Origin of the sequence: Pseudoalteromonas sp. SR43-7, assembly GCF_014163785.1 — a bacterium.
In the GTDB taxonomy this organism is placed as follows: domain Bacteria; phylum Pseudomonadota; class Gammaproteobacteria; order Enterobacterales; family Alteromonadaceae; genus Pseudoalteromonas; species Pseudoalteromonas distincta.
On sequence record NZ_JACJDY010000002.1, the window covers coordinates 265,833 to 292,721 of the forward strand.

22 protein-coding genes are annotated in these 26,889 nt (G+C 38.7%); 6 read left to right on the top strand and 16 right to left on the bottom strand.

Features of this window, described 5'->3' with window-relative positions; all coding sequences use genetic code 11:
* Nucleotides 1-194: 194 nt before the first annotated feature.
* A complete protein-coding gene (gene ssb / locus H5087_RS02545; protein WP_039485810.1) occupies nt 195-920 on the bottom strand; it encodes a single-stranded DNA-binding protein in 726 nt (241 codons plus the stop codon).
* Between the two features lie 20 nt (nt 921-940).
* Complete coding sequence (locus H5087_RS02550; RefSeq protein WP_182671044.1) at nt 941-2,308, bottom strand: MFS transporter; 1,368 nt, start codon at nt 2,306-2,308, stop codon at nt 941-943.
* Between the two features lie 162 nt (nt 2,309-2,470).
* Here H5087_RS02550 and uvrA point away from each other — a divergent pair, with 162 nt between their 5' ends.
* Nucleotides 2,471-5,296, top strand: coding sequence for an excinuclease ABC subunit UvrA (gene uvrA / locus H5087_RS02555; protein WP_182671045.1), 2,826 nt, complete (start codon nt 2,471-2,473; stop codon nt 5,294-5,296).
* Nucleotides 5,297-5,701: 405 nt separating this feature from the next.
* On the opposite strand, the gene H5087_RS02560 is transcribed toward uvrA, so the two are convergent.
* Nucleotides 5,702-7,843, bottom strand: a complete 2,142-nt coding sequence (locus tag H5087_RS02560) for a transcriptional regulator (protein WP_182671046.1) — start codon at nt 7,841-7,843, stop codon at nt 5,702-5,704.
* 282 nt (nt 7,844-8,125) lie between these two features.
* Here H5087_RS02560 and H5087_RS02565 point away from each other — a divergent pair, with 282 nt between their 5' ends.
* Nucleotides 8,126-8,491, top strand: a complete 366-nt coding sequence (locus tag H5087_RS02565; protein WP_182671047.1) for a hypothetical protein — start codon at nt 8,126-8,128, stop codon at nt 8,489-8,491.
* A gap of 36 nt (nt 8,492-8,527) precedes the next feature.
* Entirely contained in the window at nt 8,528-9,448 is a 921-nt protein-coding gene (locus H5087_RS02570) for a TraB/GumN family protein (protein WP_182671048.1), read from the top strand.
* A gap of 115 nt (nt 9,449-9,563) precedes the next feature.
* On the opposite strand, the gene trpS is transcribed toward H5087_RS02570, so the two are convergent.
* The 3 genes from trpS to rpe are packed head-to-tail and all read right to left on the bottom strand — an operon-like array spanning nt 9,564 to nt 11,949.
* Nucleotides 9,564-10,568 carry a tryptophan--tRNA ligase gene (trpS, locus tag H5087_RS02575; RefSeq protein ID WP_182671049.1) on the bottom strand — a complete coding sequence of 335 codons (1,005 nt, stop codon included), beginning with the start codon at nt 10,566-10,568 and terminating at the stop codon, nt 9,564-9,566.
* A gap of 32 nt (nt 10,569-10,600) precedes the next feature.
* Entirely contained in the window at nt 10,601-11,266 is a 666-nt protein-coding gene (locus tag H5087_RS02580) for a phosphoglycolate phosphatase (protein WP_182671050.1), read from the bottom strand.
* Nucleotides 11,266-11,949, bottom strand: a complete 684-nt coding sequence (gene rpe, locus H5087_RS02585; protein WP_002958386.1) for a ribulose-phosphate 3-epimerase — start codon at nt 11,947-11,949, stop codon at nt 11,266-11,268. The genes H5087_RS02580 and rpe overlap by 1 nt, the downstream gene beginning before the upstream one ends.
* A 161-nt stretch (nt 11,950-12,110) precedes the next feature.
* Here rpe and H5087_RS02590 point away from each other — a divergent pair, with 161 nt between their 5' ends.
* Together H5087_RS02590 and H5087_RS02595 are read left to right on the top strand one after the other, a co-directional pair.
* Nucleotides 12,111-12,407: a hypothetical protein gene (locus H5087_RS02590; protein ID WP_182671051.1), complete on the top strand. Its 297-nt coding sequence runs from the start codon at nt 12,111-12,113 to the stop codon at nt 12,405-12,407.
* 3 nt (nt 12,408-12,410) lie between these two features.
* The gene (locus H5087_RS02595; RefSeq protein WP_002958384.1) at nt 12,411-12,596 is read left to right on the top strand and encodes a DUF2970 domain-containing protein; all 186 of its coding nucleotides are present in this window, start codon (nt 12,411-12,413) and stop codon (nt 12,594-12,596) included.
* On the opposite strand, the gene H5087_RS02600 is transcribed toward H5087_RS02595, so the two are convergent.
* The 9 genes from H5087_RS02600 to H5087_RS02640 all read right to left on the bottom strand — a co-directional run bounded on the left by H5087_RS02600 (nt 12,553) and on the right by H5087_RS02640 (nt 21,480).
* Nucleotides 12,553-13,410 (bottom strand): Dam family site-specific DNA-(adenine-N6)-methyltransferase, encoded by an 858-nt coding sequence (locus tag H5087_RS02600; RefSeq protein ID WP_002958383.1) that lies wholly within the window; start codon nt 13,408-13,410, stop codon nt 12,553-12,555. The two genes, H5087_RS02595 and H5087_RS02600, sit on opposite strands and share 44 nt — an antisense overlap.
* Before the next feature lie 53 nt (nt 13,411-13,463).
* On the bottom strand, nt 13,464-14,816 hold the full coding sequence (locus H5087_RS02605; RefSeq protein ID WP_182671052.1) for an SPOR domain-containing protein: 1,353 nt from the start codon (nt 14,814-14,816) through the stop codon (nt 13,464-13,466).
* Entirely contained in the window at nt 14,817-15,887 is a 1,071-nt protein-coding gene (gene aroB / locus H5087_RS02610; protein ID WP_024596026.1) for a 3-dehydroquinate synthase, read from the bottom strand.
* 27 nt (nt 15,888-15,914) lie between these two features.
* Nucleotides 15,915-16,433, bottom strand: coding sequence for a shikimate kinase AroK (gene aroK, locus H5087_RS02615; RefSeq protein ID WP_004589350.1), 519 nt, complete (start codon nt 16,431-16,433; stop codon nt 15,915-15,917).
* Between the two features lie 184 nt (nt 16,434-16,617).
* Entirely contained in the window at nt 16,618-18,723 is a 2,106-nt protein-coding gene (locus H5087_RS02620) for a type IV pilus secretin PilQ (protein WP_039485840.1), read from the bottom strand.
* Nucleotides 18,710-19,249, bottom strand: coding sequence for a pilus assembly protein PilP (locus H5087_RS02625; protein ID WP_182671053.1), 540 nt, complete (start codon nt 19,247-19,249; stop codon nt 18,710-18,712). Before H5087_RS02625 ends, H5087_RS02620 begins: the two co-directional genes overlap by 14 nt.
* Nucleotides 19,246-19,851 (bottom strand): type 4a pilus biogenesis protein PilO, encoded by a 606-nt coding sequence (locus H5087_RS02630; protein ID WP_024596028.1) that lies wholly within the window; start codon nt 19,849-19,851, stop codon nt 19,246-19,248. The genes H5087_RS02625 and H5087_RS02630 overlap by 4 nt, the downstream gene beginning before the upstream one ends.
* The gene (locus H5087_RS02635; protein ID WP_002958376.1) at nt 19,841-20,413 is read right to left on the bottom strand and encodes a PilN domain-containing protein; all 573 of its coding nucleotides are present in this window, start codon (nt 20,411-20,413) and stop codon (nt 19,841-19,843) included. The genes H5087_RS02630 and H5087_RS02635 overlap by 11 nt, the downstream gene beginning before the upstream one ends.
* Entirely contained in the window at nt 20,401-21,480 is a 1,080-nt protein-coding gene (locus H5087_RS02640; protein WP_024596029.1) for a pilus assembly protein PilM, read from the bottom strand. Before H5087_RS02640 ends, H5087_RS02635 begins: the two co-directional genes overlap by 13 nt.
* 130 nt (nt 21,481-21,610) lie before the next feature.
* Here H5087_RS02640 and H5087_RS02645 point away from each other — a divergent pair, with 130 nt between their 5' ends.
* Complete coding sequence (locus tag H5087_RS02645; protein WP_182671054.1) at nt 21,611-24,103, top strand: penicillin-binding protein 1A; 2,493 nt, start codon at nt 21,611-21,613, stop codon at nt 24,101-24,103.
* Between the two features lie 63 nt (nt 24,104-24,166).
* Here H5087_RS02645 and metL read toward each other — a convergent pair whose 3' ends face one another.
* Nucleotides 24,167-26,512, bottom strand: coding sequence for a bifunctional aspartate kinase/homoserine dehydrogenase II (gene metL, locus H5087_RS02650; RefSeq protein WP_182671055.1), 2,346 nt, complete (start codon nt 26,510-26,512; stop codon nt 24,167-24,169).
* Nucleotides 26,513-26,889: the final 377 nt, after the last annotated feature.

Consider the following 26,889-nt stretch of genomic DNA (forward strand, 5'->3'; position numbering starts at 1 on the left):
ACAAGATAAAACTTACTGCAATTTAACATTACCAACAATACTATTTCACTTTACAGCCTAATGAGGTCTTATATTGATAGTTTTTGGATTATCATCACAGCGCAATACGCATAAAAAACCCAGTACGAATACTGGGTTTAGTGTAAAAGGTGTAAGTAATCTATTTATTCTTACAATCTTAGTTTAACTGTGTGCTAGAACGGGATATCGTCATCAAAATCAATGGTTGGTTCCATTGGGTTTGATGCACCACCTTGCGGAGCACTTTGTGGTTTAGGAGCGAAACCACCTTGCTGCTGCGGTGCACTATTTTGTTGTGGTGCAAAGCCGCCTTGCGGTTGTTGGTATTGATTATTTTGTTGTGGTGCAGGCGCTGACTGAGGTTGCGCTGCAGGTGCTGCTTGCTGTTGTGGAGCATAACCACCTTGTTGCTGGTTATTTTGGCCTTGATTATTTTGACCGTAACCACCGCTTTGTTGAGCACTTTGCGCTTGATTACCTTGGTAACCACCACCTTGTTGCCCACCTTGTGATTGATTACCTTGGTAACCACCACTTTGTTGATCGCCACCACGTGCGCCTAACATTTGCATTTGACCAGTAAAGCCATCTACAACTATTTCTGTAGTGTACTTTTCTTGGCCTTGTTGATCGGTCCACTTACGTGTTTGAAGTTTACCTTCAACATAAATTTGTGAACCTTTACGACAATATTCACCAACAATTTCAGCTAACTTGCCAAAAAATACAACACGGTGCCACTCAGTTTTATCAACCATTTGGCCAGTGTTCTTATCTTTATAGCTATCCGAAGTTGCTAGGGTAATATTTGCTACACCGTTGCCGTTAGGCATATAACGAACTTCAGGATCTTGCCCTAAATTACCAACCAAAATTACTTTGTTCACACCGCGTGCCATGGAACCATCTCCTATAAATGTTAGATTAAACCAGCGACTTTACGCGCTTGGTCTAGGTCAAATTCTTTATCATTAATCTTTAAATAGCTGCGACTTTCATCGCGAACTACAGTTGCTTCTATTACACCTGGTAAAGCAACTAACTGAGAAGCAAGTACTTGAGCATGCTCTTCAGAATCTAATTTGGTCATTAAACTAATAACTTTACTTTTGGGTGGGACTTGCATTTTCCACGCAATAATAAGCCATATTAACCCAACAAGTGCCGCTGCCGCAAACACAGCTTGCGTCGTTGTAGTTTGTGCTACATAGCCACCTAACATACCGCCTAAAAAGGCGCCTAAAAACTGACTAGATGAGTAGCCTCCCATTGCTGAACCTTTTTGGCTTGCAGGTGCTATTCGCGATACAAGCGCAGGCATAGTGGCTTCTAAAAAGTTAAACGCCACAAAATAAAGCAGCATACACACAGCAATGCCTACTACACTATTAACCCATACCGACATTGCTAACATACTAATAGTTAACAAGGCTACCGAGCCAATAAATGCTTGTTTTTCTTTCTCTTTTTTAATGGCCATAATCATTATTGGTACCATTAATAAAAATGCTAAAAATAGCACTGGAATATACAAATACCAGTGATGGTCGGCAACCAAGCCATCTTTAATTAATTGACTCGGCAGTACCACAAAAATTGTGGTTAGCGTTAAATGCAATAACAATACACCTGCATTTAATCGTGCTAACTGAGGGTGTTTAATTAATTTTTTAATGTCGCTGAAGCTTGCTAATGTATCGCCTTTGGGCGCTTTATTTACCGCATTTGGCACTAGCATGGTCACTATAAATATACCAAAGACAGCTAAAATAGCAGTCAACCAAAATACACCTGCAATACCCCATGAAGCTGCAACAATTGGCCCAAGTAGCATAGCAAAGGCAAAGCTCATTCCTATGCTCATACCAATAACGGCCATTACCTTTGGTCGTTGCTCATCGCGGCTTAAATCTGAAGCAAACGCGAGTAGTGCACTGGCTATTGCGCCCATACCTTGTAAAGCACGGCCTACGGTAACCATTTGGATAGAGTCAGCTAATGCAGCAACTACAGAGCCAATAGCAAATACAACTAAGCCACCAACAATAACCTTTTTACGACCAATCTTATCGGATAATCGACCCATAGGTATTTGTAATACAGCTTGCGTTAAACCATACGCACCAATGGCAAAACCAATCCAAATAGGCGAAAAACCTTCAAGCGATTGTCCATAAATAGCCAATACAGGCATCAGCATAAACAAGCCGAGCATTCTAAATGCAAACACACTCGCTAGTGATACAGCGGCGCGTTTTTCTCGTGAATTAAGTGAAGATGCGGTCATTATCTGCGTGATCTTACTCTATGAAAAATTGAGGTTGGGATTCTACCATAAGCTTGGCAATAATTAATCGCCTATAAGTAAGGATTTTTCATTGATCAAGGATTAATATTGCTTCGTATTATGCGATACTGAGTAAATAATTTTGGCAATAAACGAGATAGCATGGAAAACATTGAAGTCCGAGGCGCCCGCACGCACAATTTAAAAGACATCAGCCTAACCATTCCACGTGATAAATTAATAGTTATTACTGGTCTATCTGGTTCGGGGAAGTCATCACTTGCATTTGATACACTTTATGCAGAAGGGCAACGCCGGTATGTTGAATCACTCTCTGCGTACGCAAGACAATTTTTATCGCTCATGGAAAAGCCTGATGTGGATCACATCGAAGGCCTCTCTCCTGCCATTTCTATTGAGCAAAAGTCAACGTCTCACAACCCGCGTTCAACCGTAGGTACTATTACCGAAATTTACGATTATTTACGACTTATGTTCGCCCGCGTTGGCGAACCACGATGTCCTACACATGATTTACCACTTGCTGCGCAAACCGTTAGCCAAATGGTAGATACTGTTTTGGCTCTACCTGAGGGTAGTAAATTAATGCTGCTTGCGCCAATAGTAAAAGAGCGTAAAGGTGAGCATGTTAAGTTATTAGAACAGCTATCTAGCCAAGGTTATATTCGCGCCCGTATAGACGGTGAAGTATGTGACTTGTCTGATCCACCAACACTTGAGCTTCATAAAAAACATACAATAGAAGTTGTTGTAGACAGATTTAAAGTAAAAGATGGCTTACAACAACGCTTAGCAGAATCATTCGAAACTGCACTTGAAATGTCTAATGGCGTTGCACATGTAGCATACATGGACGATAGCAGCGCTGAAGAAATTCTATTTTCAGCAAATTTTGCCTGCCCTACTTGTGGCTATGCAATGACTGAACTTGAGCCGCGTTTGTTTTCGTTTAATAACCCAGCTGGTGCTTGTCAAACCTGTGATGGCTTAGGTATACGCCAATATTTTGATCCTAATCGCGTAGTGCATAACCCAGAGTTAAGCCTTGCTGGCGGTGCAATTAAAGGCTGGGATAAACGCAGCTTTTATTACTATCAAATGCTGCAAGCGGTTGCAGATCATTACAATTTTGATTTAGACGTGCCTTATCAAGATTTAGACAGCGAATCGAAAAAAATTATTTTAGATGGCTCTGGTAGCACTAAAATTGCGTTTAATTACCGTAACGACCGTGGCGATTTGATTACGCGTAACCATGAGTTTGAAGGCGTTTTAAATAACATGAATCGCCGCTACCGCGAGACCGAGTCAAACTCTGTACGCGAAGAACTTGCTAAATACCAAACAAGCCAAGCGTGTCCTAGCTGTCATGGCTCACGCTTACGCGAAGAATCTCGAAATGTATTTATTGGACAAACCAACTTACCTGCAATCACATGCATGAGTATTGGTGAAGCCATGGAATTTTTTGAAGGTTTAGAGTTAACCGGACAAAAAGGCCAAATAGCTGAAAAAATATTAAAAGAAATTCGCGACCGCTTATCGTTTTTAATTAACGTTGGCCTAAATTATTTATCACTTGAACGTAGCGCCGATACATTATCAGGTGGTGAGGCTCAACGTATCCGCTTAGCCAGTCAAATTGGTGCCGGTCTTGTAGGTGTAATGTACGTACTAGATGAGCCATCTATTGGGCTGCATCAACGCGATAACGACCGCTTACTACAAACACTAATCCATTTACGCGACTTAGGTAACACCGTTATTGTGGTAGAGCACGATGAAGATGCAATTCGAGCCGCTGATCATATTATTGATATTGGTCCAGGTGCGGGTGTTCATGGTGGGCATATTATTGCACAAGGTACGCGCGACGATATTTTAGCAAGCAAAGAGTCTGTTACGGGCCAATTTTTATCAGGCGTACGTAAAATAGAAATACCAAAAGAGCGTCACCCAACGAACGACAAATGGCTAGAGCTATTTGGCGCAACGGGTAATAACCTTAAAAATGTGGATTTAAAAATCCCATTTGGTTTAATGACCTGTGTGACAGGTGTATCGGGCTCAGGTAAATCAACGCTAATAAACGATACTTTATTTAAACTTGCTCATACAGAGCTAAATGGCGCAACCACTGCCGAAGCGGCACCGTATAAATCAATTAGCGGTTTAGATCATTTTGATAAAGTGATCGATATTGATCAAAGCCCAATTGGTCGTACTCCTCGTTCAAATCCGGCAACCTACACAGGTATATTTACCGGCATTCGTGAATTATTTGCAGGTACACAAGAAGCGCGCTCACGTGGCTACAAAGTAGGTCGCTTTAGCTTTAACGTTAAAGGCGGACGCTGTGAAGCGTGCCAAGGTGACGGCTTAATTAAAGTTGAAATGCACTTTTTACCTGATGTGTATGTACCGTGTGATGTGTGTAAGAGCAAACGCTATAACCGTGAAACGCTCGAAGTCCAATACAAAGGTAAAAACATACACCAAGTACTTGAGATGACTGTTGAAGACGCGCATGAGTATTTTGACAAAATACCGGCTATTGCCCGCAAGCTTAAAACCCTAATGGACGTTGGTTTATCGTATGTCCGCTTAGGTCAAGCCGCTACCACGCTTTCAGGTGGTGAAGCTCAGCGTGTAAAACTTGCACGTGAGCTTTCTAAACGAGATACAGGTAAAACACTCTACATATTAGATGAGCCCACAACCGGCCTACACTTTGCTGATATTGAACAGCTGCTTGTTGTACTTCATCGCTTGCGCGATCACGGCAATACAATTGTCGTTATTGAGCACAACCTCGATGTTATTAAAACAGCAGATTGGGTTATTGATTTAGGACCTGAAGGCGGTGCTGGCGGTGGTGAAATACTCATTGCAGGTACGCCAGAAGAAGTAGCTGAGTGTGAGCATTCACATACTGGGCATTACTTAAAACCTCTATTAAATAAATAGAGGTTCGGTTGTTACAAATCAATCGGCACTAAAGTTATTTAACCCTAGAGATTACACTTAATTAAAAATGGCGAGAAGATTCACTTCTCGCTATTTTTTGGCTCTAATTTTTCTTTTATCAACATAATACCAATCCGCAATAATACTTAATCATTTTGCGGGGCTAAACGTGTCGCTACCTGTGTTAAAAAATTCTCATTTACGACTGCATGGATGCAGAAGGTAGAGCAATGCAGGAGCTATTGCCGAGAACAACTAAATAGCGAACTTTTTGCCTAGCTACCAACACGTTTTTCCATCCTCAAAATAGCTTATTTAATTAAGCGAATTGGTATAACAATCGAAAATGTTATTAAAGAAAAACAACACACTGCTGCAAATTTAACCTTGAAAGCTCAACAGACCCTAGTTATTCCAACTTATCTGTATTATTTGCATGTCTTTATATTTTGATTCTGTAAAGAAAATTTGATTGTTATCACTAATAAAAAATGCGATGGGTTTAAAATCCACGTGCACATCTTTTACTGTTTTATCTTCTAAATTAAGCCGAGCAACTCTTGAAATCGCATCAGAGTAGTAAAGGTAATTATCATTAATAGCAAAAAGTTGTGCTTGTCGCGCGTCTTTGGGTAATTCCCAACTCTGTTTATTTGATAGTTTAATTAACTGATTATTAGTAATTGCATAATTAGTACCGTCAGCGCCTGAAATTAATTTATTGGCTTTAACATCCTCTAATATAGTTGTGTCTCGCGTTAATAAATTAAACTGAGCAAATAGGTTTTCTGAACCACTTCGCTCTAAATAAATTATACTTTCATTATCTTTAGACCATACATAGTTTAGTATTTTTCGCCCTTTAAACTCAGCTATGGTATAGAGTTTGTTCGACATAACGTCAAAAAATGCAATATCGCTATTAACTCTTAATAAAACACGATCTTGCTTACTCGATACTCTTAGCCCGCCAATAGCAAAGGTAGATTTCCCTTCATAAGTAAAGTTACTAAGTTGCTTTGTAAGTCCATTTTGAGATAACCACAACTGACTGCTGCCAGAGCGCTCGGATACAAAAATATGCGCTGGCCCTTTCTCATTAATGACTTCTACAATGTGGTAGTCGTCTTCATCACTTTTGTAGAGTGCTTCATACTCAGAAACATCGCTAAAAAGATTAGTCGCTTTAATTAACGAAAATGCTTGTGTTTTATTTGCTGAGTAAAAGAGGCTATTAGCAGATTGAACTGCAATATAATAAGGTGAAATTGCTGGGGTAACCGTTAGTGTGCGTTTAATAATATTATTTTCATCAAACACAATGGTTGAAAGGTCAGAGTCTTCAAAAACAATCACGCCTTTATCGTCTGCAAGCCAGTCAAACGCGAAGCTAATTATACTTTTGTTTGCTTTAAATAACCGCTTAGTCTCACGCGTAGAAAAGTCGTAGCTGAACACCGAAAAAGGCTGACCTTTTTGACTAAGTATATATGCTATTTTATTACCTGAAGAAGATAAGCGCGGCATTATTACGCCATACATTACACCTGGTGGTGGAATAACAATGGACTCTTTTAGTAACTCTAAATCAAATTTATATAAACCTGAGCCATCTTGCTCATTTTTATATTCAGTGTAATAAATATATTCACTATTTTCGTCTACTTGTGCGTAGCCGGTGTATCTAAGGTCACACTTTTTAATTAATGTAGCCTCACCAACAATAGGAAACTGGCTTAAATCAACCAGTACCATTTCGCACTGCTGTTGTTTTAAGTTTGTAGCTTGTATAAGCACTGCGTGCTGATTTAACTGCCACGATAAAATAGATACTTGAAAGCCAGGATAGGTAATTTCAACCTCCCTTTGATCAGATAGTCGCTTTACAAATGCATGCATTATGTCATTTTCAGGTTCAACATTTGTATAAGCTAAATATTGTTTATCTGAGGACATCTCAGGGTGAACCTCACTGCCTATATTCCACGTGCTTGCTACTTTATTAACCGTGATCTGTTTAATCTTTTCACTAGAAGGTGCATTAATAAAAAACAACCCAAACCATACTAAAGAGCACAGGCAAATAATGACGAGTAAAGAATAAATCAAAAACTTTTTACTGTTCTTTTTTTGAACTGGTTGAGAAGTAGTTGCAGTAGCTATCTCTTCATTTTTGGCAGAAATACCTGGTGAGTCAGGCAGAATGTTTGCAGGCTCTTTCAAAATGTTTGCTTGCGTTAAACGCTCAGGTATTACTGTTAGGCTATATCCTTTACGGTAATGCGTTTTTAAAAGCGGCGCTTTTTCAATTGGATGGGCAAGCTGCTTTCTTAACTCTGAGATTGCACGGTTAATCGCATTATCATCAACAAAGCTCTGTTGCCACACACTCTCAATAAGCTCTTGGCGGGAAACAATTTGTTGAGGCTTGTCTATAAAGTGAAGTAATAGCTTTACTAAAAGTGGATCTAATTCCCTTTCTAAATGGTTTGAAGTAATCACACAGCGATTACTAATAAATTGCCAAGGTCCGATTTGATAATTCATAGTCTTTACGTATTTTTATTTTTATAAACCGTATCACATCTACACTTTCTTTTATAGAAAAAGCATTTTAAACCTTATATTAGCATTATAAGGTTTAAGGCTAACCCTCTAAATTAAAACAATTATTTAATTTAAAAACCTTATCTATTAATTGCTCATAACTAGATAAGCGACTCTCAATAAATTCAGCGATATTCTTTAAACCGTCATCAACAAGCAGCTTAGTAAAAAAACATTTGTGATTCTAAATTGGCTGCAATTAAAAATATAAAAGGTTTAATTATGAATAGCACAATGAAAAAAGTACTACCGGCTTTACTACTAGCAACTGCTTTTAATACAACTTCAGTTATTGCAGCTGACGCTAAACAACACACCGTTCAAAGTAATTTTAATCAATGCATAATTGGTGAAAGCGTAGAGGCGATTAACCCAGCTAATAAAAAGCAGCAAGAAACAAACAACATAGACGCCACTGAGTCTTTAAAAAGTAATGTTGATACACAAACGTTACTTTCTTCGATAGATGAAAAAATATCAGCTGAGCTTGACTCTTCAATGAGCAAAATAAACTCGCAAATTGATAAAAACCTTTCAAAGGTAACATCCTCAATCACTGCATATTTCAGCACTGTGTTATCGAACTAAAAACAATAAAATTAAAAGTTACATAAAGGAATTATCATGAAAAAATTCACAAAAAAATTAGTACCTGCCAGCGTATTACTTAGTTGTAGTCTTTTAGCAAATACAGCACAGGCCCAAAGCTCTGTATGGCAAGTAAGCAATGGTAATGACTCACTATTTATTGGCGGTACAGTTCACATACTACCTAAAGCTGAAATGCCACTACCCGCTGAGTTTAACCATGCTTATGAACAAGCGGATACAATTATTTTAGAAGCACAGTTACCTGACCCAGCCGACACCAATGCACAAATGCAAATGTTAGGCGCACTATCGTATACAAATAACGAAACGTTAAGTCAAAAACTTGAACCCGAGATTAAGGCATCACTTGAAAATAAGCTTAGCGAGTTTGGCGCTAACCTCGCTAAGTTAGATGGTTTTCGCCCTGCTATGGTTGGTATTGTTTTAATGTCGATGGAGCTTCAAAAGCAAAATTTAATGGGTGAAGGGGTTGATGCTTACTTTACTAAAAAAGCGACTGAAGATAACAAAACGAAAAATTACTTAGAAACAATCGAATTTCAGTTAGAGCTTTTTAAAACAATGGGTCAAGGCAACGAAAACGATTTCATTAAACGTAACTTAGCCGAGCTTCACAACTATGGCGATATGTTTAAAGGACTTTTAGCTGCCTGGCGCAAAGGTGATACAGACACCCTAAATAAAGTAGCACTTGAAGATATGCAGCAAAATGATCCGAATAGCTACAAACAAATCATTACAGATAGAAATAATGATTGGTTACCAAAAGTAGAAGCCATGTTTAACAACGACAAAAATGAGTTTGTACTTGTTGGAGTTGCCCATCTTGCAGGACAAGATAGTTTACTTACCTTACTTGAAAATAAGGGCTATAAAGTTTCTTTAGTTGATATTAATAGCACGGCAGATATAAAAGTAAGAGGGGCTGAATAATGGATAAAACAGACAAACTAGCTATATCGCTACTGTTTCTATTTGGGTCCATCATGTTGATATGTGCTATATAAAAAATGCCGCTAACAAGCGGCATTTTTTTATTTTAATAAACTTACCCGCGAGGAATAAAACCAAGCGCATCGTATACCGATTTCAATGTTTTCTCAGCGCGTACACTTGCTTTTTCAGCACCTGACTTCATTATGCCATCAAGTAGGTTTTGATCTTCTCTGATCTCTTTAAAGCGTGCTTGAATTGGCTCAATCATATTTACAACTGCATCTGCTGTATCTTTCTTTAAATGGCCATACATTTTATCTTCATACTCAGGAACTAGGTCTTCAATTGAGCGCTTAGTTACAACACTCAATAAAGTAAGCAAGTTTGATACGCCAGGCTTTTCTGTGCGATCAAAATAAATACGTGCTTGTTCATCTGAATCAGTTACTGCTTTTTTAAGCTTTTTCACAATTTGCTTAGGCTCATCTAATAACATGATGTAACCATTTGGGTTTTCGTCAGACTTAGACATTTTTTTAAGTGGATCTTGCAAGCTCATTACGCGTGCACCAAACTCAGGGATGTACGGCTCTGGTAATTTAAATACGTCGCCATATAAATTATTAAAGCGTGTGGCTATATCGCGAGTCAGCTCTAAGTGTTGCTTTTGATCATCCCCTACTGGTACTTGATCAGCTTGGTATAATAAAATATCTGCAGCTTGCAATACCGGATATGAAAATAAGCCCACGTTTACGTTATTTGCGTGCTTAGATGACTTGTCTTTAAACTGAGTCATTCGATTAAGCTCACCCATTTGCGCGTAACAATTTAATACCCACGCTAATTGTGCATGCTCAGGTACTTGCGATTGTACAAATAACGCAGATTTTTCAGGATCAATGCCACATGCCGCATAAAGAGCAATACCATCTAACACTCGAGAGCGCAGTAATTCAGGCTCTTGGCGAACCGTAATAGCGTGTAAGTCTACTAACATAAAGAAACTTTCGTGGTCTTCCTGTAACTTTAGCCACTGGTTAATAGCGCCAACATAGTTGCCTATTGTCATACCACCGGTTGGCTGAATGCCGCTTAAAACTACTGGTTTACTCATGATTTTCCTTTATTTTGCTTAATGAATAATATTTAACGCTGCGTTAGAACAGGTATTATATCTAAGAAGTTATCGCATAGGTACTGCGGATTATAATCCTCAAGACTTTCACCTTGGTTATAGCCATAACTAAGTGCAATTACGTCTATATTAGCGGCTTTAGCTGCAAGTATATCGCTTTTAGAATCACCTATCATTATTGCTTTATTAGGCTCCGCATTTAGTTTTTTGCAGGCAAATAGCAATGGTTCTGGCGATGGTTTTTTTGCCATGTCGTCACCGCATACAACCACATCAAAATGACTCGTTAGTGCCAATTTTTCGAGTAGTTTCTCTGTAAAAATTCGAGACTTATTAGTGATTAATGCTTTAGGCATACCGCGAAGTGCTGCAAGCCCTGTTTCTACATGTTGGTACAAAACACTATACTCACCAACTTGCTGTTCATAATACTTATAGAACTGTAATATTGCTTTGCCACTAAGTGACTCATCTAAATTTTCACTCACTTGCATATCGCCACTCAAAGCGCGTTTTACAAGGACTTCAACACCATTACCAACCCAACTTTCAACCAAGCGTTGACTAACAATAGGAAAAGCAAAATCGCTCAAGGTTAAATTAATAGCGATATACAAGTCGTAAACGCTATCAACCAAAGTACCATCTAAATCAAATAAGGCGACATCGTACTTCATTACTTAACACTTCCAAGCTGCTCACGCATTTGATCAATCACCACTTTGTAATCTGGTTGATTAAAAATAGCTGAGCCTGCAACAAACATATCAGCACCCGCTCGAGCCGCTGCTGCAATATTATCGACTTTAATACCACCATCAACCTCTAAGCGAATATCTCGGCCTGATTCAATAATACGCTGTTTTGCTTGGCGTAATTTTTCAAGCGTATGAGGGATAAAGCTTTGCCCGCCAAACCCAGGATTTACCGACATTAGTAAAATAGTATCTAGCTTATCAATAACATGGTCTAAATAACTTAGGCTTGTTGCTGGGTTAAACACTAAGCCTGCTTTACAACCGTGATCTTTAATTAACTGTATTGTACGATCGACGTGCTCGCTGGCTTCAGGATGAAAAGTAATAATAGAAGCACCAGCCTCAGCAAATAAAGGTATTATGCTATCTACAGGCTTAACCATTAAATGTACGTCGATAGGTGCTGTAATACCGTAATCTCTTAGTGCTTTACACACCATAGGACCAATTGTGAGATTAGGTACATAGTGATTATCCATTACATCAAAGTGAACCACATCAGCACCCGCTTCGAGAACTTTATCAACATCTTCGCCTAGCTTTGCAAAATCAGCAGACAAAATAGAAGGGGCTATTAAATATTTTTGCTCTGGGTTAAACATGATTAACTCCATCAATAAATAGTGTATTGCGTTAATGTAACTTAATTGAAGATGTTACCCAAGTAATATGGCGTAATAGCCCCCATTTTAGGTAACTTTAAGTTTGATATTTAACCAGTATTTGCTATGATTAAAAAAGTAACAAATTATTGGATTTCATCATGCGTGCTTTTAAAATTGGGATATTAATTGCGTCGGCATTACTGCTTATCGGGGCGTTTAGTTTTGGTTCAAGCTCTGAGCAAGAATTAAGCTCAGTGAGTAATTGTCATAATAAACAAGTGGTAAGTGCTCAAAACACTTTAACTGCGTGTATTAAAGCTGAAGAAGAGTCATCATGGTTTTCGTGGTTAACTGGCGATAGCCGTAGTGCTCAGTTTCATTACCTTGATTTACTGGAACTACTTACTAGTTCTGAAGATTCTAAAAACGCTCCTTCTTTAAAACCTTTATTTTAAATAATGCTACAATTTTTTAGCGCGTTGCAAAGTGTGCTAGCTGCATTTTTTGGTGTTCAGTCTGAAAATAAACGCCAAGTCGATTTTAAACAACACTCCCCTTTATCCATCATTTTAATTGCGATTGTACTATTTGTTGCTTTTGTTATCGCAATTTACGCAGTGGTTGCTTGGGTGCTAAATACATAGCCATCAACTCGTCAACTTTATTTCTAGAGCCACCTTTGGGGCTAATAGTGCGCTTTACTTGAATTTGTTCAAGCGATGCTTGGCTATAAATTTTACGCGTCCACACGGTATCGTGGTTTGAAATAAGCACAGGTGTGTTATTTTCAAATGCGGCTTGTTCTGCCAAATTAGCTAAGTTCGCCTGATCATCTAAATTAAACCCCCCTTTTGCGTAAGACGTAAAAGAAGCCGTTTTACTTAATGGTACATAAGGTGGGTCGCAATAAATAACAGCATTGTTAGGCACTAACTTAAAAACGTCATCGTAATCTAAACAAGTGAACGTTGCTTTTTGTGCTTTTTCAGCAAAAAAATACATTTCTTTTTCAGGAAAGTAAGGCTTTTTATACTTACCAAAAGGCACATTAAAAATGCCTTTTAAATTATACCTACACAGTCCGTTGTAACCATGGCGGTTCATGTATAAAAACAAGATTGAACGTTCGTATACATCACGGCTTTGATTAAACTGCACACGATATTCGTAATACGCATCTGCGTGATTATTCAAATCAACAAATAGCTTTTTAGCGTCGCTAATAAGCTCATCTGGAGAGCTTTTAAGCTCTTTATATAAGTTAATTAAGTCTGCATTGATATCGTTGAGGATATAGTGCTTAAAGTCACTATTTAAAAACACAGAGCCTGCACCAACAAAAGGTTCAACCAAAGTATCAGCATGCTTGCTAGCTTGGTTTAATCGCGCATTAATGTTTTCAACTAGGCTGTATTTTCCGCCGGCCCATTTAAGGAAGGCTCTACTTTTTTGCTGCATTGGCTCTTTACTTCAATCTGGTGTTGCGCGATTTTACACTAAAGCAGTGTGTTTTACTGATCAACGACTGCTATTTCTTGCTTTATTTTACTAATTTTTTTATAGAAAGGTTTATTTTTTCTAACCCCAGGGGGTAAAGTACCCATTGCTGATTTTGCCTCGTTTATACTCTCAAAGCTGCCAAATGTGACAACCCACCATATTTGATTATTTCGCTTCGTTTGGTAAGTATGAGTTTGCTGCTGTAGATTGAATTGAGCAATGAAATTATCGCGAACTTCCTGCTGAGTTACCGCTAATAATTGAATAACACTATTTGTATCTGCTTGCTGCATGTACCAAATATTATCTTGGCTGATCTGAGTTTGCTCTGCTGTATTTACTTTCTCTACTTTTAGAGCTTTAGATACAACGTCACCTGCTTCACTGCTTTTGTTTTTAGCGCTATTATCAATAGCATTGTCTAATACCTTAACGGTATTTGCAGGTTCAGTAAGACTTTGCATGATAGCAGGCACATCATTAATGTGTACGCTCTTTGGCTCAATATCTGGCTCAACTACTTCAGGGTCATTTAACGTAACTACTAAGTCATTTTGCTTTATAACCGGCTCACTTACTTGCTCTACAGATATTGCTGTATTTAGGACTTGTGCTTCTTCCTGCTGATAATATTGTTGCCACCACTGCGTCATATCAGACTTATAAAGCAGACCAATAATTAAAAGCATAATTAACAACATCAAAATCAATAAGTGCAATCGCCAAGATACTTTATCTTTAACGATAATATCGGCTATGTGCTCGCTAGGTTGCCAAGCAAGCAATAAACTGGGGTTACCATGAGCCTCAGCTAAAAAAGTACTAAAAACAGGGTCTTCATCATAAGGCAAATCAGTAAAGTACCACTGCAATAACATCTTGCTTTCTCGAAGCGTCAGTGGCTCCAAGTAAATTTCGACAGCGTCATTTAAAGCAAGTTTAGACTGTGATGCAATTATGATATATAACGTATTAGGGCTATTTTTAGAAAGTAACTCAAGCTCAATTAGTATCTCTTCAGATAATTGCCTACCGCCATCAAGCACCCATAAACAAGGTCCACACTGCTGTTGCTCAAGTAGCTGGTAATAATTTTCAGGTAAACTTAAATTATGATCAACCAAAGGGGAATTAAAGCTTTGCTCTAATAAATCGCTCATTAGCTGAGCGTCAGTCATTTGTGCACTTACTTGCACAAACGCTTTATTAAAGTCATTGTATTTATCTGTAATGAAGGTTTCGAGCATATAACTTTTACCAAGCCCAGATGTGCCAAGTAAAACTATTAAATTTTGTCCGTACTCAAATTGCAGTGCGATTCTATCCACCAAAGCCGCACGGCTTGGTAAAATTTGTGACTGCATTTACTGCTCGATTAAGTCTCTAACCTGGTCATCAGAAACATCATCAACTAATGCACACTGGCCAAATTGGGTAGGTAGAATAAAGCGTATAGTGCCTCTTTTATTCTTTTTGTCTTTACGCATATGCGTTAGGAACTGCTCGCTAGTCATTTGCTTTGGAATTTCTGTTGGTAAATTATATAGCTCAAGCAGCTTAATAATTCGATCAACTTCACTTGCGCTTAAATCTTGGCGTGTCTTGGCAAGTTTAGCTGCTAATACCATGCCTGTTGCAACAGCTTCGCCATGAAGCCAAACGCCGTAGCCCATTTCTGCCTCAATTGCATGGGCAAATGTATGACCTAAGTTTAATAAAGCACGTAAACCATGTTCTTTTTCATCTTGCGCAACTATAAGTGCTTTTATTTCACAACATCTAAAAATAATATGCTGTAAACATGTTTCATCTAGTTGCTGCAAATTAGCTACGTTTCGCTCTAAGTATGCAAATAATTCGGTATCGTAAATCAGACCATACTTAATTACTTCAGCCATACCTGCTGCAAACTCTCTTGCTGGTAAGGTGTGTAATGTTTGTGTATCAATAAAAACCGCTTGAGGCTGATAAAATGCCCCTATCATATTTTTACCTAAAGGATGATTTACTGCCGTTTTACCACCTACCGATGAGTCAACCTGTGAAAGCACTGTCGTTGGTATTTGAATAAATGGTACGCCGCGCTGATAACACGCCGCTACAAAACCAGTTAGATCACCTATAACACCGCCACCTAACGCAATTAAGCACGTATCTCGGCCACAGTTATTTTGGAGTAAAAATGCTGATATTTTTTCAAACCATTCAAGTGATTTATATTGTTCACCGTCAGGAATAATAAAAGATAGCGGATTTTGATCTGCTAATGAGTCAAGTAACGCTTGTAAATATAAAGGCGCTATTGTGTCATTAGTAATGATGATAGGCCGACAATCACCAATGTGGTGAACCAGGCGGCCATTATCTTGAAGTGCAGATTGCCCAATATAAATAGGATAACTTCGCTCGTCCAAATTAACTGTTAATTTAAGCATGCTTAGTTATTTCCTTATTATTGGTTTTTAAAAATCTAATTTCTCGATGATTTGGTTAGCAACAACTTTAGCGCTTTGCTCATCGGTACGTACAACAAAATCGGCAACTTCTTTGTATAGGGGCTCGCGTTCTTCTGCTAAGCGCTCTAGTACGTTACGAGGTGCTTCTTCAGTTTGCAGTAATGGGCGACGCTTGTCGCGTTGCGTGCGTGCAACTTGCTTTTCTATAGGTGTCTCTAGGTATACAACGATACCTCGAGCCGAAAGCTTGTTTCGAACTTCTTTGCTCATTACTGAACCACCACCGGTAGCAAGTACAATACCTTGCATCTCGGTTAAATCGCCAATAACAGACTCTTCTCGAAGTCTAAAGCCTTCTTCACCTTCAAGATCGAATACCCATGCAATATCTGCACCTGTGCGGCGTTCGATTTCTTGATCAGAATCAACAAATTCAAGGTGTAATTGGTCAGCGATGTGACGACCAATCGTGCTTTTGCCAGCCCCCATGGGGCCAACTAGAAATATATTACGTTTCTCAGCCATATCTTTTAGTACAAACAAACTCTAAAATTTGAAATAAAACCCCGCCTAACGACCTGGCCCCAAAATTAAGGAGGGGATTATCTCAGTAATTGCAGGGGTATTTCAAGTCAATTAGAATAAAAAGCCATATAACGAGCAATTAATCTAAATAATCACCCGTTGGTTAACATAAAACCACTGTATTTTAATCAATTTGTATTTTCGGTGTCACGAAAATAAGTAATTCACGCTTTTCATTAAACTCACTTGTGGTTTTAAATAGTCTTCCTACGTAAGGAATGTCACCTAAAATTGGCACTTTACTCGTAGTATTAATGATCTGCTGTTGGAAAATACCACCGAGTACTACGGTTTGGCCATTCTCGACTAACACTTGTGTTTGAATTTCTTGAGTATCAATAGACACCGCTTCACCTGTACCTGTTTGTACAGTATCACCACGTGTATCTTGAGTAATAATTAAATCTAGAATTACTTTATTATCAGGTGTGATATGAGGTGTAACTTCTAAGCTCAGTACCGCTTTTTTAAAGCTTACGGTAGTAGCACCACTTGAAGCTGACTCAGTATAAGGAATTTCAGTACCTTGCTCTATTCGGGCTTTTTGCTGATTAGCCGCTATGATACGTGGACTAGCAATAATCTCGCCTTTATTCTCTTCCTCAAGCGCACTTAGTTCTAAATCAATCAGCGTACCGTTAGCCAGTTTTGCTATGTGTAAGCCAATGCTAGCCGCAGGGTTAGTGATAGGTAAATTTACATTTAATCGGTCTGAAATACTTGGTGCATTTGAAGTAGATGTCGCATTATAAATACCTTCTGCGCCTTCAAGAGAGCCTGAAATACCAACACTACTGCCTTGGTCACTAAAGCCCCAACGTACGCCTAAGTCTTCGGTAACGTTATCGCGTACCGTTACCATTCGAGATTCTATTACAACCTGCTGCACTGGAATATCGAGCGTTTCAATCATGCGACGAATATTTTCTATACTCTTAACAGTATCTTTTACTAACAAAGTATTTGTACGTTGATCAACAGATACACTACCACGGGCAGTTATAATACTGTTTGTATCTGTTTTTAATAAGTCAGCAAAATTTTCGGCTTTAGCATAGTTTAATCGGATGTATTCACTATATAGAGGCTCTAAGTCTTCAACTTGCTGTTTAGCTTTTAAATCTTTGGCTTCACGTGCTGCAAGTTCTTCTGCAGGCGCTACCATTAATATAGAGCCATCCATGCGCTTATCTAGCCCTTTAATACGTAGTACTACGTCAAGCGCTTGATCCCACGGTACACCATCTAGGCGCAGCGTTATATTGCCCGTTACTGAATCACTGGTTACTAAGTTAAAGTCGTTGTAACCCGCGATAATTTGCAGTGCTGCACGCACAGAGATATCTTGAAAATTTAAGGTCATAGGGCGACCTTGATACTCAACCCCACCATCTAAGTACGCATTTTGCGTTTCATCTTTTTCTACTGTCAACGTTAAAATATTATCTATTTGCTGATACGTAAACGTGAACTGAGCATTAGGTTCGATAACAACACGACTTAAACCATCTTCTTTAAAAGTCTCGATATTACTTACAACAGTTCCAAAATCTAATACATCTAATTCATAAAGTAGATCGTCTAAAATATCGGTGTGATGAAAGTCAGCGTAAATTTTCCCGCCACTTTCATGGACTTCAATTGCAGCTTGAGTGTCTTGTAAAAATACAAGTACTTTTGCTTCACCCTTCTCACCACGTCTAAAATCAATTGACTGGATACGGTTAATGTAATTTCCACTTACATCACCTGAGTCCATCACTACATCTTCATTTTCAGATTCTGTAAGAGGGTTATCAGAGACACGTATCGATACTAAATTGTTATGAACTTCAGTCTCATAAATTTTTAATCTATCTAAGTTTACCGTTACCTTTAAACCACTGTTAGTTAAAACATTAGTAACACTGCTAATTCCAGCTTGATTAACTTCAACATCATTTAAACCAACTTCTAACTCTGCAGTATCAAAAAACATTTCGATTCGGGCTGGGCTATTAAACACTTGAACTTTTGGTTCAAAGGTTAACTCTTCATCAAAAACAAGCTGTAATTCAGTTTCGCCTTTAAGTAATGGATTATAACGAACATCATAAAGCAATGGCCCAGCTATGGCTGAGTTTACAGTGACTAAAGCAACAGCAGCCAGTAATGTCCGTGAAATACGATGAAGCCAAAGTACATCCTTATGCATCCTATTTTTACCTTTTTTATTATTAATTTGCGCCATCTGTTGCCGCCTCTAACATTTCTAATTTCGTCAGGCGCTCTTTCCAACAGCCAGACCCATCAGGGATTAATTCCACTAATTCTATATAGTCGTTGCTTACTCTTTTTACTTTGCCATCATAACTTCCAAGATAATTCCCTACCGTTACGCGGTGCAAAGTGTCATCTGTTGCTGTTATTAATGCCCATATTTGTCCACTAGAGCCAATTGTGCCTTTCATTGCTAAGTTATCTAGCGGGTATTTTTCTAACGGTTCGCGGCGACGCTCTTGATCTGGGTGCAAACAGTTTTTTACTTGCGTTAATTTATTTTGGATTATCTCAGGCTGAGGTGCTACAAACGGACTACGTAGCTGGCCAGCGCTATACTCAAATATTTCAAACTTTGTCAGCTCAGGAATCGACTCAACCCTTGGTGTGGTGCTTGCTTTTACCTGATCAATAAACTCTTTTTGCTCAGAAGTGTCATCATTACAACCAGCTAAAAAAAACGCTATAGCTAAAGGTACTACGCGAAGGAGTTTCATTTTTTAACCCCTTCTTCATAACGATATGTTTTTGCAACAACGCTGAATGTTAACTGTTTATCGCCCGATGATAAAATAGAAAAGTCATGTAAGCTTACAATTCGGGGTAACTGGGCCACTTTACCTACAAACTCACCAAACTCATGGTAGCTACCTATTACTTCGATTTTAATCGGCAGCTCGGTATAAAATTCTTTCTCAACTTCTGGCAGCCAACCTATTTTTAAAAAAGTCAGACCACTCGTTGTCCCAACATATGATAAATCATCAAGTAAACCAGGAGTTTCGTTCGAAGTGGGTAGACGCTTTAATAGCTGTGAAAACTTATCTTCCATTTCAATCATTTGTTGACGATATATTTCAAGCTTGCTCGCTACTGCATACTTAGTTCGATAAGTTGTTCGTAGTTCAACTTCTTTTGCCACGGCACTATGGTAGCTGTCAATTTCATCAGAAACTAATAGGCTATAACTAAAAAACAATACAAGGCCCGCAACAAATGTGCAGCAAATTGCTTTAACAGCAATTGGCCAATCACCAATGTTATCAAGCTCTATTTCATTCCAATCAATTTCACTCAGTGCTTTAAAATCAAGGTTCATCGCTAACCTCACCAATTTTATCAAATGGTTTTACATAAAATTCCATATTAAAATCACTAAGTAAACGCGAAGATTGGTCGCCTGCAACAATGCCCTGCATTGAAGGATTCTCTAGTAAATATGAGCTTTGTACTTGGCGGAGCATTGTTGATAGGCGGTTATTAGATTCACTACGTCCTAAAACATGTATTTGGCTGCCTTTGCGCTCCAATTTTGTTAAATAAACACCGCCAGGTACTATTTTGGCAACTTCATCCATTATTTGCGTACCCAAATTACGGCTGCTTTGCAATTCTTCAATGAGCCTCATACGCTGTTGTAAATTTTCCTTTCTTTTATCTAAGCTTCGTATTTCACTTATTTTTTTATCTAGCATGCTAATTTCTGAGCTTAAATAATTATTCTTTAAGTTTTGACCGTCTTTTAAAGCACTATAAAAAGAGCTTAATAAATACATACTTGCAAAACAAAGTATAACGACACCAACAAGTATAGTTACAAATTTCTTTTTCGATTCTTCGCGTTGTGATTCACGCCAAGGCAGTAGATTTATATGTGGCATGTTGAAAAACTCCTTAATGCCAACCCTGTTGCAATTGCAAACTGCGTTTTGTGACGCTGCATTATATTACGGTCTACCTTTGGGGAAATTTCCATATTTACAAAAGGCTCTGCAACAACTGAGTGGATACCGAGTTCTTCAATAAGCAATCGGTCGATACCTTTTATCATCGATGTACCGCCCGTTAATACAATATAATCTATTTGCTCTTTACCGCTGGTTGTTAAAAACATTTGCACAGCTCTGCGAACTTGTTGAAGTAACGAAGTTTGAAAAGGGGCTAATACTTCAAAGGTATAGTTTGGCGGTAAATCACCTGATGTTTTGCCTATTTCGGCTTCATCAAAGCCTTTATTATAATAAGCAACAATACTATTTGTATATTGATCGCCACCAAAAACTTGGTCACGGGTATAAATGGTTTCCCCAGCTTGCACAACACTCACAAGCATTAAAACTGCGCCAATATCGACCACAGCCACACACTTATTAAATGCATCGCTAGGTAATTGTTGATAGTAAACGTCCATAGCACGGCTCAATGCGTAGCTTTCTACATCTACTATTTTGGCTTCTAAATTTGCGGCTTCTAAAGCGCCCACCCGTGCTTCAACACTCTCAGTACGAGCAGCCGAAAGCAAAACATTCATTTTGCTAGGATCGGCCTCATTCGTCGAAAGCTTCTCAAAATCGAGGCTCACTTCATCAAGTGGGTAAGGGATTAAACTATCAGCTTCAATTTCAATTTGCGATTCAAGTTCAGCATCTGTTAACGATACATCCATGAAGATCACTTTTGTAATAACTGTTTGGCCAGAAACAGCCACTGCAGCAGATTTTAACGACTTCGGTAATTTTTTTCTTAATTTTGTAATAACGTTACCAATCGCTTCAATATCTTGGATTGTGCGCTCACTCATCGCACCTTTTGGCATCGGCTCAATTGCAAGTGCTTCTAGTCGAAATCCAGTTTCAATTTCACGTAAAAGCACCGCTTTGATAGAGTGCGATCCAATATCAATTCCTACCATCATCGGGGACGGTTTTTGAAATAGTTGACTTAGCATGTTTCAACTTGGCCTTTGTTTTAATAATAAACAAGTTATAATTTTTATCTGAAAAAATATTATTCATTTTTTAATCAATATATACTAGCAGTCAAAACCCGCAATTGGGAGTCCATTTAGGGAAATATAAGTGATTTTATTAAAACGAACTTTACAATTTTTTATCATTTGTGTGTTAATTGGTCTGATCACTTTGGTCAGTCTTTATTACTACGTTAAACCTGATATCCCCAGTGTGCAAGTTTTAAAAGACGTGCAATTACAAACTCCTATGCAAGTATTCACAAAAGATGGGCTTTTAATCAATCAATTTGGTGAAAAGCGTCGTATTCCAGTGACTATTGATGAAATTCCTCAAACACTCATTAATGCATTTTTAGCGACAGAAGATAATCGATTTTACGATCATATAGGCATAGATCCTATAGGTATTGTACGTTCGGCTATTGTTCTTATATCTACCGGCGAGAAAAAACAAGGCGCAAGTACTATTACTATGCAGCTTGCTCGTAATTTCTTTTTAACTCGCGAAAAAGCATATATTCGTAAAGTTAAAGAAATATTTATAGCGCTACATATTGAAGGTGTATTAACAAAAGACGAAATTTTAGAGCTTTACCTTAATAAAATAGAATTAGGTAATCGCGCTTTTGGTATTGGTGCTGCAGCACAAGTTTATTACGGTAAGGAGTTAAAAGATTTAACACTTGCACAAATGGCGATGATTGCAGGTTTACCGAAGGCCCCTTCAGCTTTAAACCCAATTCGTAACCCAACGCGTGCAAAAGCACGCCGAAATGTTGTTTTAGGGCGCTTATTAACTGAAAATTATATTACTCAAGAAGAATATAACGAAGCAACGAGCCAACCTATCACCGCTTATTTTCATGGTGCTGAAATAAATTTATACGCCCCGTATATTTCTGAAATGGTGCGCGCTGAAATGGTCTCGCGTTATGGAATAGATAAAGCTTACAACTCAGGTTTTAAAATTTTCACCTCGGTAGAGTCTAAAGTTCAAAAAGCAGCGCAAAACGCACTTGTAAACAACTTACATAATTATGATATGCGCCATGGTTTTAGAGGACCAACAGATGTTTTATGGGACCCTGAAACACAACCTGCTTTAACTGAGCAACAAATACTCAATAAATTACAGAGCGTAAATGAGTTGGGTACTTTGAAAGCAGCAGCCGTGCTTAGTGTTAATGATAAAACAGCGTCGGTATTACTTAAAAGTGGCGAGCGCACAACTCTTACTTGGGATAACTTAAAATGGGCGCGTAAATATATTACTCGTTACCGCCAAAGTTTTGCTCCAAAAGCAGCTACAGATATTTTAACGCCAGGAATGCAAATATGGGTGCGTAAAAATGAAGATGACAGCTACTTACTAAGCCAAATACCAGAAGCATCAAGTGCTATTGTGTCACTCGACCCACAAGATGGAAGAATTAAAGCTATTGTAGGTGGTTACAGCTTTGAGCAAAGTCAATATAACCGAGCGGTACAAGCAAAGCGTCAAGTAGGTTCTAATATAAAACCTTTTATATATTCAGCAGCACTTGAAAAAGGTTACACGCTTGCGTCTATATTAAACGATGCTCCTATAAACCAATGGGATAAAAGCCAAGGCGTAGCATGGCGTCCTAAAAACAGCCCTGCTGTATATAATGGTCCGATAAGAATTCGCCGTGCCTTAGCACAGTCTAAAAACGTTATTTCGGTGCGCTTACTACGCGGCGTTGGATTACAACGTACAGCTGATCATTTATTAAAGTTTGGCTTTAAAGATTCAGACATTAATCGCAGTGAATCACTAGCACTGGGTAGTGCTTCCATTACTCCACTTGAACTTGCCCGTGGCATGAGTGCATTTGCCAATGGTGGCCACTTAATTGAACCTTACTTTATTTCAGAAATTCAAGATGCTTACGGTAATGTATTGTTCAAAGCAAACCCTGCCCTTGCCTGTGACGAAGAGTCTTTACCAACACATAATGAATTCTCACTTCATAATAGTAGTGATGAAGTGGAGCCAACAAAAAAATGTGCACCGAGAATTATTTCTAAGCAGAATGCTTTTTTAATTGCTGATGCAATGCACAGTGGTATTTGGGGCGGCGGTAGTTGGGCCCATAAAACGGGTTGGAGTGGTACAGGTTGGCGCGCACAAGCCTTAGAACGTCGTGATCTTTCGGGTAAAACAGGTACAACTAACGATTCTGTAGACACCTGGTTTAGTGGTTTTAACAGTAAAGTAATGACTTCTGTGTGGGTGGGCTTTGATAACCCAGGTAACGCTCTTGGTCGTTCTACGTACAATAACAACTTAGATAGCAGCCAAATATCTGGTGCTGAATCGGGGGCTAAAACAGCACAGCCTGCATGGATTGAATTTATGAAAGCCGTACTTGAGGGAACACCTGAAGCGCCAATTGAGCCACCTGAGGGGCTTGTTTCGATTCGTATTGATTTAGCCACTGGTTTGCTAAGTCACAAAAATGACTACACCAGCCGCTTTGAATACTTCGAAAAAGGCACTGCACCGACAAAGTATGTGCTATCTCAGCCAAACGATATATTTGAAGAAGACACAAAAACCGAAGAAGAGCTATTTTAATAATATCTATGTAATACAAAAACGGCAGCTTATTTAAGCTGCCGTTTAAATTTAAATAATGGCTTATTTTAAGTTTTGAACAAGCCAATATAAGTCAGAGTGTACACCCGCAGCGGTTACTTCTTTCCCAGCCCCAGGCCCCTGAATCACAAGCGCGTTATCACTATACCATTTGCTATTAATTACAAAAATATTATCGCCAGGTGTAAGGTTTGCTAACGCATTCCCATTGGGCACATACGTAACTCCTACTTTAGCGATAACTTCAGTTTTTGTTATATCTAATAGGCCTGTGTATCTCAGTACTGAGTTATTAGCTTTTGCTGTATCAGCATGCTCTTCAATGAACGCATCTAGCTGGGCTTTATTGTTTAGAAAGTCTTCCCAACTTCCTAGCGCAAGCTCACCGGGCATTAATGCCGATAAGCTAATATCATCAAGCTCAAGCTCTATACCTAACTCTCGGGCTAAAATAAGTAACTTACGCTGCATATCTCGTCCAGATAAATCCTCGCGAGGGTCAGGCTCTGTGAACCCCATTTTCTGTGCTTCTAATACCAACTCAGAAAAAGCAGTGGTACCATCATACTTACTACATAACCACGAAAGTGTACCCGAGAACACGCCTTCAATACGCGTAATTTTATCACCACTATTTTGCAAATCAGCCAAAGCAAAATTGATAGGTAAGCCTGCACCTACACTTGTATTATATCGCCAATGTAAATTACGTTCGCCAAGGTTACTACGAAGTGCTTTATACCAAGAAGTAGGTGCTGTACCTGCATATTTGTTAGCACTAATTAAATGACAATCTCGGTCTACAAAATCTGTATATAAAAAGCTAAACTGCTCACTTGCAGTAATATCAATTAACACTTTATGTTCGTAGTCAAGCTCGCTTATCGCATTAAGTAAATCCGCAGCTTCATAGCTATTCGCCTCATGCTGCCATTGAGTTTTCCATTGCGATATATTTATGCCACTTGCATTAAATAACATATGTTTAGAGCGAACCAGCGCTACCAATTTAATACTAAAGTCGTCTGATAAACGCTCAAATTGTGCCGATAATTGCTCAATAAAAGCATCGCCTACATTGCCAAGGCCCGCAACTATAACGGCTATTTCTTGGCCTTTATTGATTAGCTTATCGTGTAAGGCGCTTTGTATATCGCTATCTATAAATTGGTCTGTTAGTAATAAAACATAACCATTATCTTGATGCACAAAACGCGGTTTTATAGTCTGCTCAGCTAATACTTCTAAAGCTTGCAGTTTTAATACGCTAACGTCTTGCTCAGGGGCAATAATTGCACAGCCATTTAAATTTGACTCACTAATATTAGCTCTACCAGCAAAGTAATTAATAACTTGATATGTTTGTGCAGCCGGTACTACTAAATACACTTCACCATTATGGTTAAAATGATGAAGGCTATGCTGAATAAGCTGACTAACGCTTGCGACCTCACCTTCACTTAATCCTTCAACCATTAACAAATCAACATTTTGCAGCGTGGTTATAAAGCGCTTTTTCTTTGCTGAACCTTCTTTTACTATATCTGTTGGGCTTGCTTGCACATCAAAACTACTACGAACAGCTAGCTTAATATCTGTGTTTTTAAGTGGCGATAGTGTTTTTGCATGTAATACAGGGTTACCCAAACGAGCTAATAAATTAGCTTGCCCGCGACAAATTTTGCCGTACTTAATCGCCTTTTTTACCTTTCGAGGATCAGTGCTAAACACACCCTGTGTATCGGTCCAAATACATACTTGCTTAGCATTACAGTAATTTGCAAGTAGTGTTGCACTATAATCGCTACCGTTGCGTCCAAGTGTTACGGTCTCACCTTTCGTATCGGCGGCAATAAACCCAGTAACAACATTTATCTTATTAGGTAAAATTGACTGTCGACATTGCTGCGCATTTTGCGCATGCATTAATTCACCATCGTTTAAGGTAAAAAGACTACGGGCATCTTGAGCACACGCCTCAATATTTAGCTGCTGTAAATAAGTAGCGAGTAAACGTGCTGACCACAGTTCCCCATGCGCAAGTAACGCAGCCTCTTTTAGCTGCTCAGCTTGAGCAAGTTCTGCAATATTACTAAGCTCGGTATTTAGTGTTCTAAGTGCGCAGCGCTTTAAATTAGCTTGTAATAACTGCTCAATTAAATCGCTTTGATGGTTATTTAACTGCAGTAAAATATCAGCGACAGCTTGCGTGTCTTGCAGCTGATAACTTTGCCACAACGACACAAGTGTATCTGTAGTTTTACCTGCAGCAGACACCACAACACAGTCGCCCGGCTGAGTATGCCCAATAATTATTTTAGCTACGCTTTGATAGCGCTCACTAGAGCTTAAGCTTGAACCACCAAATTTATGTACACAATTGACCATATTTATACCAATTCGCTTAATTAAGTTGTCTATTTTGAGGTAAGAAAACCGTATCGATAACAAGGCAAAAATTTCGTTATTTAGTTGTTCTATATTAGGAATTTTTAACGATTTTATCGTGCGGTTTAATCCCTCAAATTGATTAGGGCGTGTTGATCTTTGTGGATTGAAATTTGTTCAATCTAGGGGCGATTAAATCGCGGCGCGAGGTTTGTAACCTAGTGGGCTAAGTAAAAACCGAGCAACAAAGAGTTAATCGTCCCTAGAAAGAACCCAAAGGGCAGCGCATGTTTGGTATTTATGCTGCGTTATCGCCTATTCATGGGGAATAACCACACTACATAGGCTCCGCCTTGCCTAAAAACCAAACATACTGC

Bases quoted from the DNA above. Each gene is read 5' to 3' on its own strand.
- ssb (WP_039485810.1), bottom strand. From the start codon at position 920: ATGGCACGCGGTGTGAACAAAGTAATTTTGGTTGGTAATTTAGGGCAA.
- H5087_RS02550 (WP_182671044.1), bottom strand. From the start codon at position 2,308: ATGACCGCATCTTCACTTAATTCACGAGAAAAACGCGCCGCTGTATCA.
- uvrA (WP_182671045.1), top strand. From the start codon at position 2,471: ATGGAAAACATTGAAGTCCGAGGCGCCCGCACGCACAATTTAAAAGAC.
- H5087_RS02560 (WP_182671046.1), bottom strand. From the start codon at position 7,843: ATGAATTATCAAATCGGACCTTGGCAATTTATTAGTAATCGCTGTGTG.
- H5087_RS02565 (WP_182671047.1), top strand. From the start codon at position 8,126: ATGAATAGCACAATGAAAAAAGTACTACCGGCTTTACTACTAGCAACT.
- H5087_RS02570 (WP_182671048.1), top strand. From the start codon at position 8,528: ATGAAAAAATTCACAAAAAAATTAGTACCTGCCAGCGTATTACTTAGT.
- trpS (WP_182671049.1), bottom strand. From the start codon at position 10,568: ATGAGTAAACCAGTAGTTTTAAGCGGCATTCAGCCAACCGGTGGTATG.
- H5087_RS02580 (WP_182671050.1), bottom strand. From the start codon at position 11,266: ATGAAGTACGATGTCGCCTTATTTGATTTAGATGGTACTTTGGTTGAT.
- rpe (WP_002958386.1), bottom strand. From the start codon at position 11,949: ATGTTTAACCCAGAGCAAAAATATTTAATAGCCCCTTCTATTTTGTCT.
- H5087_RS02590 (WP_182671051.1), top strand. From the start codon at position 12,111: ATGCGTGCTTTTAAAATTGGGATATTAATTGCGTCGGCATTACTGCTT.
- H5087_RS02595 (WP_002958384.1), top strand. From the start codon at position 12,411: ATGCTACAATTTTTTAGCGCGTTGCAAAGTGTGCTAGCTGCATTTTTT.
- H5087_RS02600 (WP_002958383.1), bottom strand. From the start codon at position 13,410: ATGCAGCAAAAAAGTAGAGCCTTCCTTAAATGGGCCGGCGGAAAATAC.
- H5087_RS02605 (WP_182671052.1), bottom strand. From the start codon at position 14,816: ATGCAGTCACAAATTTTACCAAGCCGTGCGGCTTTGGTGGATAGAATC.
- aroB (WP_024596026.1), bottom strand. From the start codon at position 15,887: ATGCTTAAATTAACAGTTAATTTGGACGAGCGAAGTTATCCTATTTAT.
- aroK (WP_004589350.1), bottom strand. From the start codon at position 16,433: ATGGCTGAGAAACGTAATATATTTCTAGTTGGCCCCATGGGGGCTGGC.
- H5087_RS02620 (WP_039485840.1), bottom strand. From the start codon at position 18,723: ATGGCGCAAATTAATAATAAAAAAGGTAAAAATAGGATGCATAAGGAT.
- H5087_RS02625 (WP_182671053.1), bottom strand. From the start codon at position 19,249: ATGAAACTCCTTCGCGTAGTACCTTTAGCTATAGCGTTTTTTTTAGCT.
- H5087_RS02630 (WP_024596028.1), bottom strand. From the start codon at position 19,851: ATGAACCTTGATTTTAAAGCACTGAGTGAAATTGATTGGAATGAAATA.
- H5087_RS02635 (WP_002958376.1), bottom strand. From the start codon at position 20,413: ATGCCACATATAAATCTACTGCCTTGGCGTGAATCACAACGCGAAGAA.
- H5087_RS02640 (WP_024596029.1), bottom strand. From the start codon at position 21,480: ATGCTAAGTCAACTATTTCAAAAACCGTCCCCGATGATGGTAGGAATT.
- metL (WP_182671055.1), bottom strand. From the start codon at position 26,512: ATGGTCAATTGTGTACATAAATTTGGTGGTTCAAGCTTAAGCTCTAGT.